This window comes from Nocardioides sp. (genome assembly GCF_024509035.1).
Taxonomy (GTDB): Bacteria; Actinomycetota; Actinomycetes; order Propionibacteriales; family Nocardioidaceae; genus Nocardioides.
Genome location: NZ_JANINT010000066.1, coordinates 1 through 18,922 on the forward strand (window position 1 = coordinate 1; position 18,922 = coordinate 18,922).

Here is an 18,922-nt window from a genome sequence, read left to right on the forward strand (position 1 = left end):
GCCCGCCCCGGCGGTGGCGGCGAACCTGCATGCTCTCGCGACGTCGCCCCGTCGCCTGCGCCTCTCGCTCGCCGGTGCCGGTCGCGACGTCCTCGGCTACTGGTGGACCGACGGGCGCGTCGCCGGATCGGTCGTGCGCGACGGCGCCCGGTGCGCGGTGAGCGCCTTCGCGGCACCGATGCTCGGTGGCGAGCTCCTCGAAACCCTGCCCGATCCCGACCGGCCCGACAGCGCCGAGGTCGTGGTGCCGGTCGACGCGTTCCCCGTGCTCGCTGCCCTCGAGGACCTGCCGGCGGGCGCCGCGGACGTCGTCGCCGACGCGACCGGGGTCGCGGAGTCGACGGTGCACGAGGTGGCGCGCTGGAGCGCCGACGTCGAGGCCGTCCTCCTCGTCACCACCGTGCCCCCGGACCCGCGCGCGCCGGCTGGGGCGCTCGTCTGGTTCCTGCACCGCTCCGGCTGGTGGTCGGCGCGTCTCGGTCGCCTCGACGGCCGACGCGTGGCCGTCCTGCGGCCTGCGCGGCGTCGCGACCTCGTGGGCTGGGTGGGCGAGCTGACCGCCGGAGCGTGGCGATGACGGGCGACCGCGGAGTCGGGCCCGACCTGGAGGTGGTCGGCGGAGCGCACGGCGTACGTGCCGACCTGGCCGACATGGACGCGACCGGAGCCCAGCTCGCCTCGCTCGGCCTCGACGTCGGAGAGGTCGCCGCATCGTGCCACCCGGTCCTGGTCGACGGCGACGTCGTCGCGAGCGTCGTGCTCGCTCCGGTCACGTTCGGGCGCTTCGAGGCCGAGCTGCTCGGCGCGCTGGACGGGCCTCGCGGCCTGAGCGCCAACGCGGTCCGGCTGAGCGGCGTGGGTCTCCACATGCGGGCGACCGCCGCCGCCTACCGGGCCGTCGACGACGCGCTGGAGTGGCGCGACCACCTGACCGACCAGCTGCAGGGCTATCTCGCCGGCTGGGCGCTGGTCACGCCGGTCGTGGGCGTCCCGCTCGCAGGCGCCGTGACCGTCGAGCTGTGGAGCGAGGGCTTCTTCGACGACCCCGAGGCCTGGCTCACCGCCCACCCCGACGACCTCGAGGAGCTGGTGGCCTCGGCGCCCGGGTTCCTGGACTTCTACCTCCCCGGCGTGGGCTACCCGGCGACCTCCGAGCAGGGTGCCGCGCTGCTCGCGCTGCTCTACGACCAGGAGCTCACCGACGTCGTGCTCGAGGACACGGCGACCGAGCCGGCGCCGGCCGACCTGAGCGACGCGATGCAGCGTCTCACCGACCTGGCGAGCCGGCCGGACGGGTTCCAGATCGAGCGCGTGGGGGAGCCGCCGCACGAGGTGTGGAACGTCTACCTCCCCGGCACCAAGGCGTTCGACGGGCCGCTGCCGCACGGAGGCCCGCTGCCCGACGCCCTGGAGGACAGCGGGCTCGTGCAGAACCTGGGCACCAACTTCGCCCTGGTCGCCGGGCAGGACAACGCCTACGTCGAGGCGGTCGTCCGGGCGCTGCGCGAGGCGGGCGTGCCCCCGGACGCTCCGATCGCGCTGTACGGCCACAGCCAGGGCGGGATCGTCGCCGCGCGCGTGGCGCAGGCGCTGACCGATCCCGGCTCGGCGACGCCGTACCACGTCACGAACGTGGTGACCGCCGGGTCACCCGTGGACCACATCGACCTCCCGCCGTCCGTGCAGGTGCTCTCGCTGGTCAACGAGCACGACATCGTGCCCCGTCTCGACGGAGAGCCCTACGACGACGTGGCCAACCACACGACGATCATCACGAACCACGACACCGGTCAGGTGACCGGCAACCACTCGATGGACTCGACCTACCTGCCGATGGTCGCCGAGATCGAGGCGTCCGACGACCCGGCGGTCCGCGACGTCCTCGCGCCGTTGCAGTCGTTCCAGCCCGGAGGGAGCGCCACCACGTGGACGTTCCAGATGCAGCGGTGAGCCGAGCCCGGAGGGCGGTCGCCGTTCCGGCCGTCCTCGCTGCCCTCGCCCTCGCGGGGTGCGGCCCCTCGAGCACACCGGAGCAGCAGTCGCACAACGAGCAGACGGTCGAGGCGATCGCGGACGGTCTGGCCGGCGACCTGCCCGGGGTCACCGTCGACACCGCGACGTTCCGAGACGACGCGGAGAGCGACGCCAAGGTCTACCTGTTCCTCCGTTGCGACGGCTGTCGCGAGGACCGGGTCGTCGATCGCGCCGTGCGCGCGCTGTGGAGGTCCACGGTCACGCCCCTCCACACCTTCAGCGTCCGGGTCGTCGACAGCGACGACCTCGGCGAGGCGCGCCGCGACGTCGTGGTGTCCGCAGAGGAGGCGGCGCTGGTCGACGAGCTCGGTGAGCGGCCGGTGCCGAGCTCGACGGGCTGAGCCGCGGCGTCAGCCGACGAGCGGGACCTGCACGCCCACCTGGTCGCCGTCGCCGGCGAACAGCACGCCCCGGCCCGGCGTCACCCGCGCGACCAGCGAGGTGCGCGAGACCCGGGACCCGAAGACGTCGGCCTGCAGCGACTCCTGGGGCGAGAGCAGCAGGCCCTTGCGCCCCTTGCGGGCCTCGACCACCCAGCCGGAGAAGCCGGCGGAGAGCTCGGTGACGCCGCCCGCGACGACCATCGCGAACCCGCGCTCGCGGCCCTGCCGGATCACGGCCGTCAGCACGGGCGCGAGCGGTCCGTCGCGGAGCAGGTCGCCGTCGTCGACGAGCACCAGTGCGCCGTCCGGCAGGTCGCGCAGCCGCCCGACGACCGCCTCGGGCGAGGCGTCGGTGCCGACGACCGCCGCGTCGCCGACGAGCTCGCTGAGCGCGTTGGCGACCGGGGTGAAGGCGATCAGCGGGCGGCCGGTGTGCAGGGCATGCGCGGCGAGGAAGCACAGCGTGCTGGTGCGGCCGGTGCGCGGCTGCCCGACCACGAGTGCCGGCGTCGCCGTGGCCTCGACGGCGAGCAGCTCGAGCCGGTCGCCGCCGACGGCGAGCGGGACCATCGTGGGTGGGTACGCCGGGGCGTCGGCGAGCACCTCGGCGGCGGTGATCGTCGCGGGCAGCTGCGCGAGTCCCACCGGCCGCAGATGGGCAGGTGCCGGCGGGAGCCCGTGCTCGGCGGCGGTGAGCTCGCGCCCGAGCTCGCGGAGCAGCTCGCTCTGAGCCGCGCCGGCGGTGTCCGTGCCGAGCACGGCGACCTGGGCCTCGGTGCCCGAGTCGGCCCAGAAGCCGCGCCCGTCGGGGATCTCGTCGGGGAGGTCCTTCGGCTTGAGCCCCGCCGTCGCGTAGTCGCCGCGGTCGGGCAGCCGCAGCACCAGCTTGTGCTCGACGACGGTCGAGATCCGGCCGCTCAGCAGCGAGCGGTCACCGGTGACGACCAGCTGGACGCCCGCGCTCGCGCCCTCGCGCAGCAGCGTGAGCACCTGGTCGGTGAGCCGGCCGGTGTCGACCTCGCCCAGGTCGGAGAGGAACCCTTCCCAGCGGTCGAGGAGCAGCACGATGTAGGGCAGCCGCTCCTCGGGGGCGGCGGCGCGGCGCTGCTCGTCGACGTCGGCGTAGCCGGAGCGGCCGAGCACCTCCTGGCGGGCCTTGACCTCCTCGGCCAGCCGATCCAGCAGCCTGCCGGCGCGCTCGACCTCGGTGCGCTGCACGACGGCTCCGGTGTGCGGGAGCGCCGTGAGGGGCAGGAGGGCGCCGTTGCCGCAGTCGAGGCCGTAGAGGTGCAGGTCGCGTGAGCTGGTCGCCTGGGCGAGGCCGGCCGCGATCGTGCGCAGTGCCGTCGAGCGGCCCGAGCGCGGCCCGCCGACGACGTACAGGTGGCCGCTCGTGCCGAGGGTGAACCGTCGGGTCTCCTGGCTCTGGTCCTCGGGGTGGTCCTCGAGCGCCCAGGCCGTCGACCAGCCAGTGACCCGGTCGGCGAGGTCGTGAAGCCCGTCGCGGCCGTCATGCTCGGCGACGAGGTCGGCGGCCAGCACGGTGCGCGGCAGCTCCGGCAGCCAGGGCGAGTGCTGGCGGGAGAGGCCGCGCAGGTCGTTGGCGCCGAGGATCGCCTCGACGAGCACGGAGAGGTCGGTGTCGCCCTCGTCGGTCGTGGGGCCGGACTCGCCGGCCCGGGCCGGTGCCGGGTGGCCGACCTTGGTCCAGGGCACCGTCCAGGCGACCGGGTCGTCGTGCACCACGACCGCCGACTGCTGCTGCGGTCGCGCCCCGCCGACCCGCCCGGCCTGGAACGGCAGCAGGGAGGAGTGGCCGAGCCGGGCATAGCCGCGTCCGGGCTGGTCAGGTCCGATCGTGGCCGACTCGGGGGCGTCGATGACGTCGCGCGACTCGGCCTCGTCGGTGACGCGCAGCGCGATCCGCAGGTTGGTGTTGGCGCGGATGTCGTTGGAGATGACACCGGAAGGGCGCTGCGTCGCGAGCACGAGGTGGATGCCGAGCGAGCGACCGCGCTGCGCGATGGTGACCAGCCCGGTGACGAAGTCGGGCAGCTCGGCCTTGAGGCTGGCGAACTCGTCGATGACGATCACGAGCCGGGGGATGGCCGGGAGGTCCGGGTCGCGCTTGCGCAGCGCCCAGTAGTCCTCGAGGTCCTTGGCGCCGGGCCCGGCGAGCAGGTGCTCGCGTCGGCGCAGCTCGGCGCCGAGCGAGGTCAGCGCGCGGCCGACGAGGTGGGTGTCGAGGTCGGTGACCATGCCGACGGTGTGCGGCAGTCGCGCGCAGTCCTTGAACGCGGACCCGCCCTTGTAGTCCACCAGCACGAACGTGAGCTGGTCGGGGCTGTTGGCGATCGCCAGCGAGGCCACCAGGGTCTGCAGGAGCTCGGACTTGCCGGAGCCGGTGGTGCCCGCGACCAGGGCGTGCGGGCCGTCGCGGCGCAGGTCGAGGCGGAACGGCCCGTCGAACCCGGCACCCATGACGACGTCGGTGCGGGCCTCGGGTCCCCAGCGGCGGGCGACCTCCGGGGGCGTGGGGTCCTCGAGGTCGAGGAGGTCGAGCAGCCGGGCGGAGGAGGGCAGTGCCGAGGAGGTCGCGTCGGGCGTCGTGTCGCGCAGCGGGGCCAGGGCCCGGCCGACGCGCTCGGCCCAGGCCGGCTCGACCAGGTCGGGACGGATGCGGGCGACCGCGGCGGAGCCGGTGCGGCGCAGCTCGACCCGCCCGCCCGCGGCCTCGAGCACCGCGGCGCACTCCTCGGGCAGCGAGCGCTGGTCCTCGTCGAGGCACACGACGTACACGCCCGCGGCGGCGCCCTCGCGCAGCAGCGTCACGACGCCGGGCAGCGACCGGAGGCGGCGGGCGCCGTCGAGGACGACGAGGGTGTCGGGAGCCGGGGGCAGGCGCGAGCCGCTGACGGCACCGGGAGTGCCGTCGCCACGGCGGGACTCGATGAGGTGCACGAGCTCGGCGAGGCGCCGCCCGACGCTGCCCTGGTCGGTGCCGAGGACCGCGGCCACCGGCTCGCCCTCGACCCGGCAGTGCGGGAGCCAACGGGTCCAGCCCCACTGCTCCTCCCGGTCGGTGCCCGTGAGCACGACGACCCGCAGGTCCTTGGGCGTGTGCAGGACCGCCGACTGGCCCACGAACCACCGGGCGAGCGCGTCGACCTCGACCTCGTCGCCGCAGACGCCGACGACCGGCACGTCACGCAGCGAGATCGCGACCGGCACGTCGCCGAGGACGTCGGGCTCGCGCGGCTCGTCGGTCTCCTTGCGGGCCCGGTCGGTGACGCGGACGGTGGAGGGCACGTCGGCGACCCCGACGCGCAGCGTCAACGCGTCGCCGTCGGTACGGCGTCGCATCCACAGCTGCTGTCCCGGGCCCGCCGCTGCGAGCAGCACCGCGGCCGGATCGGGCCGGTCGCGACGCAGCTCGTCGCGCTCGAGCCGCTCGGCGATCGCGATCCGGCGCAGCACCGAGGCGAGCTCGGAACGGTAGGAGAGGAGCTGCTCGCGGTAGTCGCGCGCGGAACCGCGTCGCTGGGCGACGAAGTTGAACAGCGCCATCAGCGGGGAGAGCGCCGCGAACATCAAGAACCGGTAGCTGCCGAAGACGAGCGCCATCGGGCCGGCCATCACCATCGGCGCGAGGACCATCGGCCACGGCAGCGTCACGCGGCGTGGCGCGCGGGGCTCGCCCGGGATCACGAACGCACCCTCGCGTGCCGGCGGCATCAGCCGCGGTGGGCGGTTGAAGTCGGTGCCGAGCAGGTCCTGGCTGTGGCTGACGTCCGCGTCGGGCTGCCAGACGGGGTGCCACTGCAGCACGGTGTCACCCAGGCGCAAGTCGGCGCCGGCGGGCCACTGCGGCGGCTCGGGGTCGGCGGGCGTCGTGGTGGTCGCTCGCCGTGCCGCGTGCTTGGCCCGGCGTCGCTTGCGGCGGCGCTCCTTGCGCGTCAGGGCGGCGTCGGGCAAGGAGTCGAGCAGCGAGTCGGGGTCGTCGGGGTTGTCGGGGTCGGCCTGCTCGAGGTCCTGCTCGGGGGTCGGCTGGTCGGGGTCGTGGCCGTCGACGCGCACCGCGGCGCGCAGCTCCGGGGCGATGGAGAGGATCTCGATCTCGGCACGCGGGGTGACACGCAGGCGGGCGGCGTCGGCGGGGAGGAGCACGTCGGGGAGCGACATGCCGGCCGCCCCGTTGCCGAGCTCGACGTCGCCGATCCCGAGCCGGTGGACACGGCCGGACCCGGGGCCGGAGACCACGCGCAGCTCGACGACGCCGCGCGGCAGCTCGGGGGAGCGGCCGTCCGGCTCGTGGAGGACCACCACCGAGCCGGGCAGGAGACCGGCGTCGCGCAGGGTGTCGTCGGGGTCGACCCGCCGCCCGTCGATCCAGACCGCGCTCTGCCGGGCGAAGCTGGGGTGCATGTCGCCGCCGACCGCGCGCAGCAGCGCGGGGAGCAGGTCGGCGACCGCGGCCTCGGGACGCGTCTCGACGAGCACGTCGTGCTGCGCCTGCGTCGTCCCGTCCACCACGCTCAGGCTCAGTCTCAACCCTGCTCCTCCATCGATGCTCCAGTGCGGCAGTGCGGACACATCATGCCCCGCGAGGCAGACGGCTAGACCAGTGCTAGACCAGTGGCCAGCCGATTCCGACGCGGCACGCGACGAACCCGCGAGATCTCGGCATGAAATCGCGACAGTGGGGGAAGAACGTCCCTCGTGACTGTCGATACCGAGCAGGCCAGCCGCACGCGGGCGCCCTCCTGGCGTCCCTCCGGTGGCGGCGACCCCGTCCCCTCGTCGCGCCGAGCGAACGTCGATCCGCCGCGCCAGCGCCGGCCGGCGCTGGCCGCCCTGGCCCTGCTGCTGGTCGTCGGCGGCGCGCTGCTGGCCGGCCTCATGGCGGTGCGGATGGACAGCCGGACGTCGTACCTGGCGGCCTCGCGCGACATCGCGCCGGGGACCGCGATCACCGCCGCCGACCTGCGCGAGGTGTCGGTCGCCGCCGACGGGCTCAACCTGATCACCGCCGAGCAGGCCGACCAGATCCTGACCGGCAGCGTCTACGCCCGGGTGCCGATCTCGGCCGACTCCCTGGTTGACCAGTCCATGCTCACCAACGAGGCGCCTGTGGCTGACGGACGCGCGATCGTGTCCGTGCCCCTCAACCCGGTCCTGACGCCGGCCTCCTCGCTCGACGGGGGCGACCTCGTCCAGGTCGTCCGGGTCGGCGGCGAGCAGGGCAACGGGCAGGCGAAGGAGCTCACGCAGGCGCTCGTCATCGACGTGACCCAGGCGAGCACCGGCGACCTGCAGTCGTCGACGACCGGGTCGGTGACCCTCCTGGTCCCCGACTCCGCCGCCGCGGACGTGGTCGACGCCTCCGGCGCCAACGTCGCGGGCCTGGTGCTCCTCCAGCGCGGTCAGCCGCTCGACGTCGACCTCGAGGTGGGCGAGTGAGCGTCGTGGCACTGGCCTCGGCCAAGGGCTCGCCCGGCACCACGATGGCCGCCTTGGCCCTGGGCGCCGCCTGGGACTCGGACGTGGCCGTGGCCGACCTCGACCCGGTCGGTGGCGACATCGTGTGGCGGACCCGCGACCTCGCGGGCGAGCCGCTCGACCCCGACCACGGGGTGCTGAGCCTCGCGGCCGCTGCCCGTCGCGGCGCCACCGAGACCACCCTGGGCGACCACCTGCAGGAGTGCTCCCTGGGCTTCCCGGTCCTGGCCGGCGTGCCCTCGCCGGAGCAGCTGGCCGGACTCGGCTCCGCCTGGACGCAGCTGCCCCAGATCTTCTCGTCGTACGCCGGCGACGTGCTGGTCGACCTCGGGCGCGTGGTGCCGGGCTCGGCGTCGCTCCCGGTGCTCCTCCAGGCGGACGCGGTCGTCTTCGTGGTGCGACCCGACCTCGAGGGCGTGGCCCAGCTGCGCACGCGTCTTCGCGGGCTCGCGGACGCCCTCGGGCTCGACCACCCGCGCACCAGCCGGGTCGGTGTGGCGGTGACGACGTCCTACCGCGACACCGGTGTCGTCTCCGACCTGCAGCGACTGCTCGACGCCGAGGGGCTGCGGGCCCGGGTGCTCGGCATCGTCGCTGACGACGACAAGGGCGCACGGATCCTCTGCTCGACCCGGGTCGGCGACCCGCGCAAGACCCTGCTGGTGCGCTCCGCACGCAGCCTCGCCGACCAGGTGCGCACCCTGATCGGTGACGCGGCCCGTCTGGGGGTGATGTGAGATGGACCAGCAGCTGGTGCGTCGCCTCCGCGAGGAGGTCGCCGAGGTCCTGGCCCGGCAGCGTCGTGAGGACGCCTCGCGCGGGATGCCCGCCATGAGCGCCGAGGACGAGCGCCAGTTCGCCCGTGCGGTCGTGAGCCGGGTGCTGGACAGCTATGCCCGCGAGGAGGTCCGCGCCGGTCGCACGCCACCGAGCAGCGACGACGAGGCCGCGCTGGCCGAGGGCATCCACGCGGCGCTGTTCGGCGTGGGCCGTCTGCAGCCGCTCCTCGACGACCCCGAGGTCGAGAACATCGACATCAACGGGTGTGACCACGTGTTCATCGGCTACTCCGACGGCCGTGAGGAGCGGGGTGCCCCCGTCGCGGAGTCCGACGAGGAGCTCGTGGAGCTGGTCCAGACGCTGGGTGCCTACAGCGGCCTGACGAGCCGGCCGTTCGACACCGCCAACGCGCAGCTGGACATCCGGCTGCCCGACGGCTCCCGGCTCTCGGCGGTCCAGGGCGTGTGCCAGCGGCCGTCGATCTCGATCCGACGTGCCCGTCTGTCGCGGGTGAGTCTCGACATGCTGGTCGGCTACGGCAGCCTGTCGCCCGAGCTGGCGGCGTTCCTGTCCGCGGCGGTCCGGGCTCGCAAGAACATCATGATCGCGGGCGCCACCAACGCCGGCAAGACGACGATGCTGCGCGCGCTCGCCAACGAGATCGAGCCCCACGAGCGGCTGATCACCGTCGAGCGTGCCCTCGAGCTCGGGCTCGGCGAGTTCCCCGACCTGCACCCCAACGTCGTGGCGTTCGAGGAGCGGCTGCCCAACTCCGAGGGTCAGGGCGCGATCGGCATGGCCGACCTCGTGCGCCGCTCGCTGCGCATGAATCCCAGCCGGGTGATCGTCGGTGAGGTGCTGGGCGACGAGATCGTCACGATGCTCAACGCGATGAGCCAGGGCAACGACGGCTCGCTGTCGACCATCCACGCGAACTCCTCGGCCGAGGTCTTCAACCGCATCTGCACCTACGCGATCCAGAGCGCGGAGCGGCTGCCTGCCGAGGCGACGATGATGCTGATCGGCGGCGCCATCGACTTCGTCGTCTTCGTCGAGCGGGTCAACACCTTCGCCGACGGCGGCACGCTGCGACGCATGGTCACCTCGGTGCGCGAGGTCAACGGCGTCGATGGGCGGGTGCTCTCGAGCGAGGTCTTCGCGATGGGGCCGGAGGGCGTGGCGGTGCCGGGTGCGGCGATCGCCTGCCTGGCCGACCTCGAGCGCGTGGGGTACGTGCCGGGTGCCGCGGCGACGTGGCTGGAGCCGGCGCGGTGAGCGGCGACGGACTGACCCCCGAGCTCCTGCTCGTCATCCTGTTGGGCGCGATCAGCGCCGGCGGGGTCGCGCTCCTGGTCCACGCGCTGATCCCGAGGGAGCCTTCCGCGGTGGCCGACGCGCCCTCCTCGCTCCTGGACTCCGTCCAGGCCCTGGGCCGCCGCGTGCCGGTCGCGGTGGCGGTCGGACTGCTGGTGCTGCTGGTGACGCGGTGGGTCATCGCGGCCGTGGCGCTCGGCGTGCTGATCCTGATCTGGGACCGGATGTTCGGCGGCGGTCGCGAGGCGCGGCAGAGCGTCGCGCGGATCGACGCGATGGCCGCGTGGACCGAGTCGCTGCGCGACACGATCGCCGGTGCGGTCGGCCTCGAGCAGGCCATCCCGGCGACGACGCATGCGGCCGCTCCGGCGATCCGCGACGAGCTCCAGGCACTCTCCGACAGGCTCCGGGTCCGCGTCCCGCTCCCGGAGGCGCTGCAGCGCTTCGCCGACGAGCTCGACGACTCCGGCGCCGACCTGATCATCGCGGCCCTGATCCTGAACTCACGTCTGCGTGGTCCGGGCCTGCGCGAGGTGCTCAGCTCGCTCGCCGACTCCGCCCGTGCGGAGCTGGACATGCGCCAGCGGGTGAACGCCGGTCGCCGGAGCACCGAGCGCAGCGTCCAGATCGTGATCGGGGTCTCCGTGCTCTTCGTGGTGCTCCTCGCCTTGTTCAACCCCGAGTACGTCGAGCCCTACGACAGCCCCGTCGGCCAGATGGTGCTCGCCGTCGTCCTGGGCTTCTTCGCCGCCGGGATCGTGTGGCTGCGACGGCTCTCGACCTTCGAGGTGCCGGCCCGCTTCCTGCGCAGCCGGTCGACGGGGGTGCGAGCCTGATGTCGCTCACGATCGCCATGCTCGGTGGCGCGGTCGCCGGACTCGGGCTGCTGCTCGCGGGCTACCTGCTGGTCCAGCCGGGCACCTCGGGTCCGGTGGCGCTCGCCCAGCTCGACGCGCGGTTGGCACGCGGTCGGCGTCAGGCGAACCTGACCTCGGACCGACGTCACCAGGAGGAGTCGGCGCGGATGCGCCGCTTGGGTGCCGAGGTCAGCGACACCCTCGACAAGCGGGGCGTCCGGCTGCCGGGCTCGATCGGGCCGGCGCTCGCCCTGGTCGGGCAGTCGCGGGAGATGTTCCTGGCGCAGAGCATCGTGGGAGCCCTCGTGGGGTTCCTCGCTCCCGTCATCGCGCTGTCGCCGCTGATCGCGGTGGGCGCCGTCAGCCTGGTCGTCCCGCTGTGGGTGATGCTCATCGGCGCTGCTGTCGGGCTCGTGCTGCCGTACCTCCAGGTCAAGAGCAAGGCCGAGGACCGTCGCCGCGACTTCCGCCACGTCGTGTCGTCGTTCCTCGATCTCGTGTCGATGAACCTCGCCGGTGGCCGCGGTGTCCCCGAGGCGCTGCAGGCGGCGGCCTCCATCTCGGACAGCTGGGCGATGGTCCGGATCCGAGACACGCTCGAGGCGGCCCGCCTGCAGGGCGTGACACCGTGGGCGGCGCTGGGTGTCCTCGGCGACGAGGTGGACGTCGATGAGCTGCGCGACCTCTCGGCGGCGCTGGCGTTGGTGGCCGAGGACGGCGCCAAGGTGCGCGACTCGCTGAGCGCACGTGCGGCCTCGATGCGTCGCCGGGAGCTGGCCGACACCGAGGGCCGCGCGGCCGCCCGGTCCCAGTCGATGCTGGTCGCACAGCTGCTGCTCTGCGTCGGCTTCCTGCTGTTCTTGATGTACCCGGCCGTCGCCAAGGTGCTCGCCTGAATTCGCACGCCCGTCCAGGGATTGAAAACCGCTGCCGGGGGAAGGCTCCCGGCGACCGTCACAGAACTTCAAGGAGACGACGACCATGATCCAGCCCCAGCTCCAGTTGCTGTGCCTGCTCCTCTCGGCACACGTGAGCAAGGCGCGCAGGTCAGAGCGGGGCGCGAGCTCGGTGGAGTGGGTCGTGATCACGGCCCTCCTCGTCGCGATCGCTGCCGGGGCCGGCCTGCTCATCAAGGACAAGATCACCAACAAGGCGAGCTCGATCGATCTCGGCAAGTGATCGGCGAGCCCTCGGACACGCCACGTCGATGCGCCTTCGCCACCGTCCCGGACCCGGTCGTCTCCTAGACCGCGCGCCAGCGCGTCGCCGTGACGAGCGGGGCGTGTCGTCGGTGGAGCTGGTGCTCTACACGCCGTTGCTGATGTTCGCGATCTTCCTGGTCGTGCAGTTCGCGATGGTCTACCTCGGCAACAACGCGGCCTCGGCGGTCGCCCGCGAGGCAGCCCGCGTGGCCCGCACGACCGGGGATCCCGGTCAGGCCCACCAGGCCGGTGTCCAGTACGCCGCCAACATCGGCAAGGGCGTGCTGGAGGACTACGACGTGAAGGTGACGATGCTCGACAACGGCGAACGCGTGCGGGTCACGGTGACCGGGCACGCCCAGGAGATCTCGCCGGTCGGCGTGCCGCGGGTCAGCCAGACCGTCGAGGGCCCGGTCGAGCGGTTCGTGGAGTCGCCATGAGCTGGTGCTCTCGAGTGCGAGCGCGGCTCCGGGCGGCGGACGAGCGGGGGTCGATGGCCGTCGAGGTCGTGCTCATGACGCCGGTGCTCGTCGCGTTCCTGCTGCTCGTGGTCGCCTTCGGTCGCTACGTAGCCGTCCAGGGCGACATGGAGGCGGCGGCCCGCGACGCCGCACGAGAGGCCTCGCTGCAGGTCTCCAGCGGTGCAGCGTCCGACGCAGCCCGCAAGGTCGTCAACGACTCGCTCGACGACGGCACCGACTGCACCCAGATCTCGGTCGGCGGCGCGTGGCGGCCCGGAGGTGAGGTGGTGGTGCGGATGCACTGCGACGTCTCGCTGTCCGGTCTCGGCCTCATCGGCCTGCCAGGAAGCGTCGGGATCGACACCGAGAGCGCCGTCCCGCTCGACCCGTACCGGAGGTACGAATGAACCGTCCACGTCCACGCCGCGACGAGCGCGGCACCGCCACCGCCTTCGTGGTCGGGATGGCCGTCGTGCTGCTCGCCTGCGCCGGTCTGGTGGTCGACGGCGGCACCGCACTGAACGCCCGGATGCGACTGGCCGACGACGTCGAGCAGGCCGCACGCGCCGGCGCCCAGGAGATCGACGTCGCCACACTGCGCGACACCGGAGATGTCGTGCTCGACTCGGGCGCGGCTGAGAACCGGGCGCGCAGCTATCTGCTCGGCCGGGGCTACACCGTCGGGTCGGTGCACGCCGGTCAGGACTCGGTCCAGGTCTCGGCGACCTACAAGGCACCGACCAAGCTGTTGAACCTGATCAGCATCGACTCGTTCACGGTGAACGCGTCCGCGACGGCCGAGGCGGTGACCGAGTGACCACCGCACCCCCCACCCGCGGACCGGAGCGGTTCGCCGCTGCTCCTGTCGCCCCGGTCCGGCGCTCGCCGCTGACCGCGGTCGGTGCCGGCCTCGCCCTGCTGCTCCTCGTCGTCGGCGTGCCGGCGACGCTGCTCGTGCTGACCGGCACGCCGCCGTACCCCCACGGGCTGCCGGACCGTGACGACCTGACCCAGCCGCTCTCGGTCGACGCGCTCTTCGTCGTCCTGCTCGCGGTCGTGTGGCTCGCCTGGCTGCAGTTCACCTGGTGCGTCCTCGTCGAGGTCCTCAGCCTGTTGCGCGGTGGCGGCCTGCCCCGGCCGGTGCCGCTCGCCGGCCGCTCCCAGGCTCTGGCCCGCGCCCTGGTGGGCAGCGTGCTCGTCGGGGCGACCCTGATCGGCAGCGCCGGAGGAGCCACGGCGGCCACGCTCGACGACGCCCCGCCCACCGGTGCTGCCGTGAGCAGCGTCGTCGACGCCGGCGTCCGGTCCGCGGACGACGCCGGTCCCGGCGCCGCCGACCAGCACGCCGAGGATCAGCAGCGACCCGCGCAGCGGATGGAGCACGTCCCGGGCGTGCCCTCCGACATGACCGACGTCATCGGCCACAAGGTCGTCATCGTGCAGCCGCCCGACGGGCGCTACCACGACAACCTCTGGGACATCGCCGAACGCCACCTCGGCGACGGCCGGCGCTGGAAGGAGATCTTCAACCTCAACGAGGGTCGCGACCAGCCCGACGGACAGCAGCTGGTCCTCGGCCGGCTGATCCAGCCGGGATGGGTCTTGATCATGCCCGGCGACGCCGTCGACGCGCCCCGGGTGCACGCCGTCCCCGATGACGCACCCGACCCGGCACCGCAGCACCACCAGCACCAGGGTGGCGACCGGGTCGACAGCACGACGGACGCCGTCACCGAAGCCAGCACCGGCGACCTGCGCGGCGGGCTCCTGGCCGGCGGCCTGCTCGCGGCAGCCCTGACCGGCCTGATCGCCGTCGAGCGCCGTCGGCGGCGCAGCAGCGACCCCCACGGCGCCGGACTGGACGCCGAGGTGGCACTGCGTGCCGGCGCGGACCCCGAGCGGGTGACCCGGCTCGACCGGGCGCTGCGCTCCCTGAGCGCCACCTGCCGCACCGAGCGGATCGCGCTCCCGCAGGTCTACGCGGTGGCGGTGAGCGACGACGCCGTCGAGCTCCGGCTCGCGCCGGCCGCTCCGTCCGCTCCCGCACCGTGGTCGGTGCGCGACGACGGCCGGCGCTGGCGTCTCGAGCGGGACGCCGAGCTGCCCGGCGACCTCGGCCACGCGCCGTACCCCGGCCTGGTGTGCCTGGGGCGCGACGACGACGGTGCCGACCTGCTCGTCGACCTCGAGGCGGTCGCCGGACCCCTGTGCGTGGGCGGTGACCCCGACGTGGCCCGCCAGGTCGTCTCCGCCCTGGCCGTCCAGCTGGCCACGGCGCCGTGGTCGGACCAGCAGCGGGTCTGGGGACACCGGCTCACGCCGGCACTCGCGGCGGTCGCGGGGGAGTCGCTGACGCTGCTCGACGACGTCGACCCGCTGCTCGTGGGCTGGTCCGAGCGTGCGGTCCACCGTCCGGCCGAGGACGTGCTCAGCGGCCGGCTGGGTCGCCACCCGGGCACGGTGCCGCAGTACCTCGTGCTCGGCGAGCGGCCCGACGACCACGTGATCTCCCGGCTGCACGGCCTGACCGGCGCCGACGCGCGCGGCGTCGGCGTGCTCTCGACCGGCGCCCTCCCCGGGGCCCGGTGGACGATGCGGGTCGACGACGCCGGCCGGCTCACGCTGCCGCTGCTCGACCTCGAGGTCGAGGCGGTCCGGCTCACCGACGAGATGGTCGACTCCCTGGCCGAGCTGTTCGCCTCGGTGCGCACCGACGAGCCCGCCCCGACCGGCCGGCCCCGCGTGCCGGACGTAGCCCACCCGACCGACGACGGGCACTGGCGTGCGGCGCCGGTGCGCATCGGTGTCCTCGGTCCGCTCGAGCTGACCGCGGCCGGCAGCATCGACTCCTCCCGCCTCGAGCTCGCGATCGAGGTCGTGACGTTCCTGGCCCTGCAGCCTGCTCCCGTGCACGCCAGCGTCGTCGGCGCGTCCGTGTGGCCCCGTGGTGTCACCCCCGAGGTCCGTGACGCCACGATCGCGCGGGCCCGCGACTGGCTCGGCTCGGATCCCGACGGCAATGCCCTCCTCCGCGAGAACGCCGAGGGCCGCCTCTACCTCGCTCGGGACGTCGCGGTGGACTGGCACGCCCTGTGCACGTTGCTGGAGCGCTCGCGCAACGCCACGTTCCGCGAGGAGTGCGAGCTGCTGCGGCGCGCGCTGCAGCTGGTTCGTGGGCCGCTCCTCGAGGACCGCCCGGCCGGGCGCTACTCGTGGCTGCCGCGCACCCGCATCGAACGTCAGGCCGAGGACGCTGTCGTCGATGCCGCGCTCCGGGTCGCCGAGCTGACCACCAACGACGACCCCGAGGGTGCGGCCGCCGCGTGCCGGGCCGCCCTGCGGCTCGCACCGACCGCGCAGCCGGTGTGGCGTGCGCTGCTGCTCGCCGAGCACCGTCGACCCGACGGACCGGGCACGGCCCGCGTGGTCGAGGAGCTCGTGGAGGTACTGCAGCAGGCGGGCGCCCCGTTGGACGCCGAGACCGAGGCGCTGGTCGTGGAGCTGCTGCCGGAGGGGCCGGGCGAGGAAGCCACGGCCTGACGGGGTGCGCTACGCGTCTCGCGTGGCGTCGTAGACGTCGTCGATCTGCTCGACGAGACCGTCGAGGTCGTCCCACTCCTGACGCTGCTTCGCGCTCTTGTTGCTGTCCTCCTGCATGCGATCCACGAAGCGCGTCACCTGGTCACTGGGGTCGGTGACGTTGCCGGTGTGATGGGCGAGGTAGTCCTCGAAGCCCGTCGGCTCGCCGAAGTAGGCGCGGTAGAGCTCGAAGGCGACCACCGTCTTCATGCCGTTGGCGGAGCCGGGCTCGTCGGCGTCGGCCGCCCAGAGGCTGCCGATCAGCAGCCCGGCGCGCTTGACGGCATCGCTCTGGTCCACCGCCTCACCGGTGCGCGTGGCCCAGTCGGAGAGGACGGCCAGCTGTCCGGTCCGCGCCGAATCCTTGTCCTCGGCCGCGTCGGTGAAAGCGCCGGCGAGGGCGTCCTCACGATCGCCTTGATCGAGCTCGTCGAGGGCGCAGTCGAGCGTGCCGGGCTGCTCCCAGAACGCGAGCTGCTCCTCCTCGTCCCAGTCCTTGCTGCCGTCCAGGCTGGCTCCCGCTTCCGTCACGCACGAGCGGAACCCATCGTCGTCCGCGACGGTGCCGATGCCGTCGGAGGAGCACCCACCGAGCAGCACGAGGGCTGCCACCGCTGACAGGGCCAGCGAGGCGGGTGTGGCGGCAGCCACTAGTTCTCGTCCCGCGCGTCGTCGATGGCGTCGATGAGACGCTCGAGGTTCTCCCACTCCTCGCGCTGCTCCGGGCTCTTGTTGGCGTTCTCCTGCATCCGGTCGATGAAGTGGGTGATGACCTCGTCGGCGTTCGTGACGGTGCCGGTGTGGTTGGCCTGGTAGTCGTCGAAGCCGCTCGGCGTGCCGTAGTACTTCACGTACAGCGCGAAGGCCATCACCTGCTGCGGTCCGTTCTTCGCGGTCGCGTCGTCCCAGTCCTTGTCGAGCTTCTCGAGCCGTTCCTGCTCGCCGATCAGCGCCTTCACGAGGTCGACCATGGGACCCGTGAGGGGGTTCTTGGTCGCCGAGACCCCCGCGCTGAGGAGGCTGCTGAGGATGGAGTTGATGGCCACGCTCGGCTTGAAGCCGTCGCCGATGATGTCGGCGTCGCGGAGCAGGTGACCGAGGTTGTCCGCGGCTGCCTCCGGATCGTCGTTGTGGTTGAGGCGGTAGTCGACGACGGCATCCATGATGTCTTGGATCTTGGCGCCGGAGTCCTCGATCATGTCCTTGACGTCGCTGGCCTTCAGGCGGCCGGCGTTGGCGTCGTCGAGGAGCTGGGCCATGAGCTCGCCGTCGGTGACGATGTCCTCCAAGTGGCCACCCTTGAGCATGTCTGCGTAGTCGTAGCCGTTGGTGTCGCGGGCCTTCAGCAGGGCGACCAGCGGCCCGAGCGCGTAGTCGTCGCCGCGGTCGCGCGCGTCGTGGAAGTGCTCCACCATGGTGTCCACGGCGTCGAGCCAGACCTTCGCGATCTTGGCGTAGTCCTCGCGCGACTCGGCCGGGAAGCCGTCGGGCCCGAGGACGTTGGTGAGCCGCCACGCGAGGTCGTCGACGAGCTCGGGGTCGCAGTGCTCGAGCACGTCGGCCAGCGACTCGCCGTCGGCGTTGGCGAGCAGCCGCTCGAGCACCTTGCCGTCGTAGGCCTCTCCGAGCGCCCGCGGGAACAGGCCGGGGTAGGAGGACTGGGCGCCGTCGAGGTCGGTGTAGTTCTCGATCTGGTCGCGGTAGGCGAGGGCCACCGAGCTCATCCGCTTGTCGGCGTTGTCGGAGGCGGTGATCAGTCCCCAGATCTTCTGCCCGGCGACGCCGTCCTTGATGAACGCCTGGGCGATGGCGGCGAACTCCGGGTCGTCGTGGGCGCTGATGCCCTGGGCCACCGCGTCGCTGAACCCGGAGAGCGAGCCGGAGATGTCCTCGTAGCGGTACTCCGAGAGCTCCAGGTCGCGGTCGATCGCCTTGTAGATGTCCTCGATGCCCTCGGCCTTGAGCTGGTCGACCAGCTCCTTGGTCCACAGCGGGTCTCCGGCGTGCGCGGCGATCTCGTCGAGCGCGTCCTGGATCTCCTCGGGGTCGGACTCATAGGTGTCGTTGTCGAGAGCGTCCTGCAGCCGGTCGATGGCGTCCGCGACCTCGGGGGCGATGCGCAGGCGCTCCACCTCGTCGAGGTTCTGCTTGGCGAGGGTCAGCTGGCTGGTGATGCTGCTGACGTCGACCCTCGGCGACTGGCCGGCGTTCCACTTCGCGACCTCGTCGTCGGAGACGTTCACCGGGCCGGCGTCGTGCAGCGTGGACCCCAGCGCGCGGGTCTGCTGGGCCAGCCACTGCTTGAGGTATCCGAAGGTGGTCTCCAGGCCGTGCTGGGTGCTCTGCTTGGTCGAGGCCGCGGCGCTGATCGCGCCCGAGTGGATGTCGTCGATCTCCTGGGTGATCGCCCGGTTGGGCGGACGGTCGGAGTTGGCGAGGTCCTGACGCGCCTGGGTGCGGGCCGTGTCGGCCGCCCCGACCGCGTCCTGGTAGGCCTGTTCGGCCGCGTCCCACTTCTGGTTGAGGCCGGGCAGCTGCTCCAGCGCCTCCTCGTAGTCCTTGGCCAGGGAGCGCAGCGCGGCCGGGACGCCGTCGAGCTTGCCCTTGAACGTGCCGAGCACCGTGGCCAGATGGGTCATCTCGCCCTTGAGCGACGTCGCAGCGCTGCCCGTCCAGGCGTTGCCGATGTCTCCGGGCGCCGCACCGACCTGGGTGCGCTGCGTCCCCATCTGCTCGTGCAGCTCGGCGACCTGCGTCGCGGCCGCCCGCAGCTCCGCCGGATGGATGTCGAGAGTGAAGTGCTTGTCGCTCAC

Annotated in this window: 16 protein-coding genes; 13 read left to right on the forward strand and 3 right to left on the reverse strand. The window is 73.2% G+C overall.

All coding sequences use genetic code 11. The features are described from left to right. The 3 genes from Q0L15_RS05855 to Q0L15_RS05865 all read left to right on the forward strand — a co-directional run. The coding region (locus tag Q0L15_RS05855; RefSeq protein ID WP_296602908.1) for a hypothetical protein at positions 1–577 on the forward strand (577 nt) is incomplete at its 5' end. Further along, positions 574–1,950 (forward strand): alpha/beta hydrolase, encoded by a 1,377-nt coding sequence (locus tag Q0L15_RS05860; protein WP_296602910.1) that lies wholly within the window; start codon positions 574–576, stop codon positions 1,948–1,950. The genes Q0L15_RS05855 and Q0L15_RS05860, both read left to right, overlap by 4 nt. Next, positions 1,947–2,375 carry a hypothetical protein gene (locus tag Q0L15_RS05865; RefSeq protein ID WP_296602912.1) on the forward strand — a complete coding sequence of 143 codons (429 nt, stop codon included), beginning with the start codon at positions 1,947–1,949 and terminating at the stop codon, positions 2,373–2,375. Before Q0L15_RS05860 ends, Q0L15_RS05865 begins: the two co-directional genes overlap by 4 nt. A gap of 9 nt (positions 2,376–2,384) precedes the next feature. Here the strand turns inward: Q0L15_RS05865 and Q0L15_RS05870 are convergent, their stop codons facing one another. Next, complete coding sequence (locus tag Q0L15_RS05870; RefSeq protein ID WP_296602913.1) at positions 2,385–6,968, reverse strand: FtsK/SpoIIIE domain-containing protein; 4,584 nt, start codon at positions 6,966–6,968, stop codon at positions 2,385–2,387. Positions 6,969–7,136: 168 nt separating this feature from the next. On the opposite strand from Q0L15_RS05870, the gene Q0L15_RS05875 reads away from it, so the two are divergent. The 10 genes from Q0L15_RS05875 (at position 7,137) to Q0L15_RS05920 (ending at position 16,070) form a co-directional block, all read left to right on the forward strand. Beyond that, entirely contained in the window at positions 7,137–7,877 is a 741-nt protein-coding gene (locus tag Q0L15_RS05875; RefSeq protein ID WP_296602914.1) for an SAF domain-containing protein, read from the forward strand. Beyond that, positions 7,874–8,653, forward strand: coding sequence for a hypothetical protein (locus Q0L15_RS05880; protein ID WP_296602916.1), 780 nt, complete (start codon positions 7,874–7,876; stop codon positions 8,651–8,653). Before Q0L15_RS05875 ends, Q0L15_RS05880 begins: the two co-directional genes overlap by 4 nt. 1 nt (position 8,654) lies before the next feature. Then, the gene (locus tag Q0L15_RS05885; RefSeq protein ID WP_296602917.1) at positions 8,655–9,971 is read left to right on the forward strand and encodes an ATPase, T2SS/T4P/T4SS family; all 1,317 of its coding nucleotides are present in this window, start codon (positions 8,655–8,657) and stop codon (positions 9,969–9,971) included. Next, entirely contained in the window at positions 9,968–10,846 is an 879-nt protein-coding gene (locus Q0L15_RS05890) for a type II secretion system F family protein (RefSeq protein WP_296602921.1), read from the forward strand. The genes Q0L15_RS05885 and Q0L15_RS05890 overlap by 4 nt, the downstream gene beginning before the upstream one ends. Then, a complete protein-coding gene (locus Q0L15_RS05895; protein ID WP_296602922.1) occupies positions 10,846–11,763 on the forward strand; it encodes a type II secretion system F family protein in 918 nt (305 codons plus the stop codon). Before Q0L15_RS05890 ends, Q0L15_RS05895 begins: the two co-directional genes overlap by 1 nt. Positions 11,764–11,848: 85 nt before the next feature. Next, a complete protein-coding gene (locus Q0L15_RS05900; protein WP_296602924.1) occupies positions 11,849–12,046 on the forward strand; it encodes a hypothetical protein in 198 nt (65 codons plus the stop codon). A gap of 103 nt (positions 12,047–12,149) precedes the next feature. Further along, entirely contained in the window at positions 12,150–12,509 is a 360-nt protein-coding gene (locus Q0L15_RS05905; RefSeq protein WP_296602926.1) for a TadE/TadG family type IV pilus assembly protein, read from the forward strand. A gap of 53 nt (positions 12,510–12,562) precedes the next feature. After that, entirely contained in the window at positions 12,563–12,937 is a 375-nt protein-coding gene (locus Q0L15_RS05910) for a TadE/TadG family type IV pilus assembly protein (RefSeq protein WP_296602927.1), read from the forward strand. Continuing rightward, positions 12,934–13,347, forward strand: a complete 414-nt coding sequence (locus Q0L15_RS05915; protein WP_296602929.1) for a pilus assembly protein TadG-related protein — start codon at positions 12,934–12,936, stop codon at positions 13,345–13,347. Before Q0L15_RS05910 ends, Q0L15_RS05915 begins: the two co-directional genes overlap by 4 nt. Continuing rightward, positions 13,344–16,070 (forward strand): hypothetical protein, encoded by a 2,727-nt coding sequence (locus Q0L15_RS05920; RefSeq protein WP_296602931.1) that lies wholly within the window; start codon positions 13,344–13,346, stop codon positions 16,068–16,070. The genes Q0L15_RS05915 and Q0L15_RS05920 overlap by 4 nt, the downstream gene beginning before the upstream one ends. 9 nt (positions 16,071–16,079) lie before the next feature. On the opposite strand, the gene Q0L15_RS05925 is transcribed toward Q0L15_RS05920, so the two are convergent. Both Q0L15_RS05925 and Q0L15_RS05930 read right to left on the reverse strand, forming a co-directional pair. Continuing rightward, the gene (locus Q0L15_RS05925; protein ID WP_296602932.1) at positions 16,080–16,760 is read right to left on the reverse strand and encodes a hypothetical protein; all 681 of its coding nucleotides are present in this window, start codon (positions 16,758–16,760) and stop codon (positions 16,080–16,082) included. Beyond that, positions 16,760–18,922, reverse strand: a complete 2,163-nt coding sequence (locus Q0L15_RS05930) for a WXG100 family type VII secretion target (protein WP_296602934.1) — start codon at positions 18,920–18,922, stop codon at positions 16,760–16,762. The genes Q0L15_RS05925 and Q0L15_RS05930 overlap by 1 nt, the downstream gene beginning before the upstream one ends.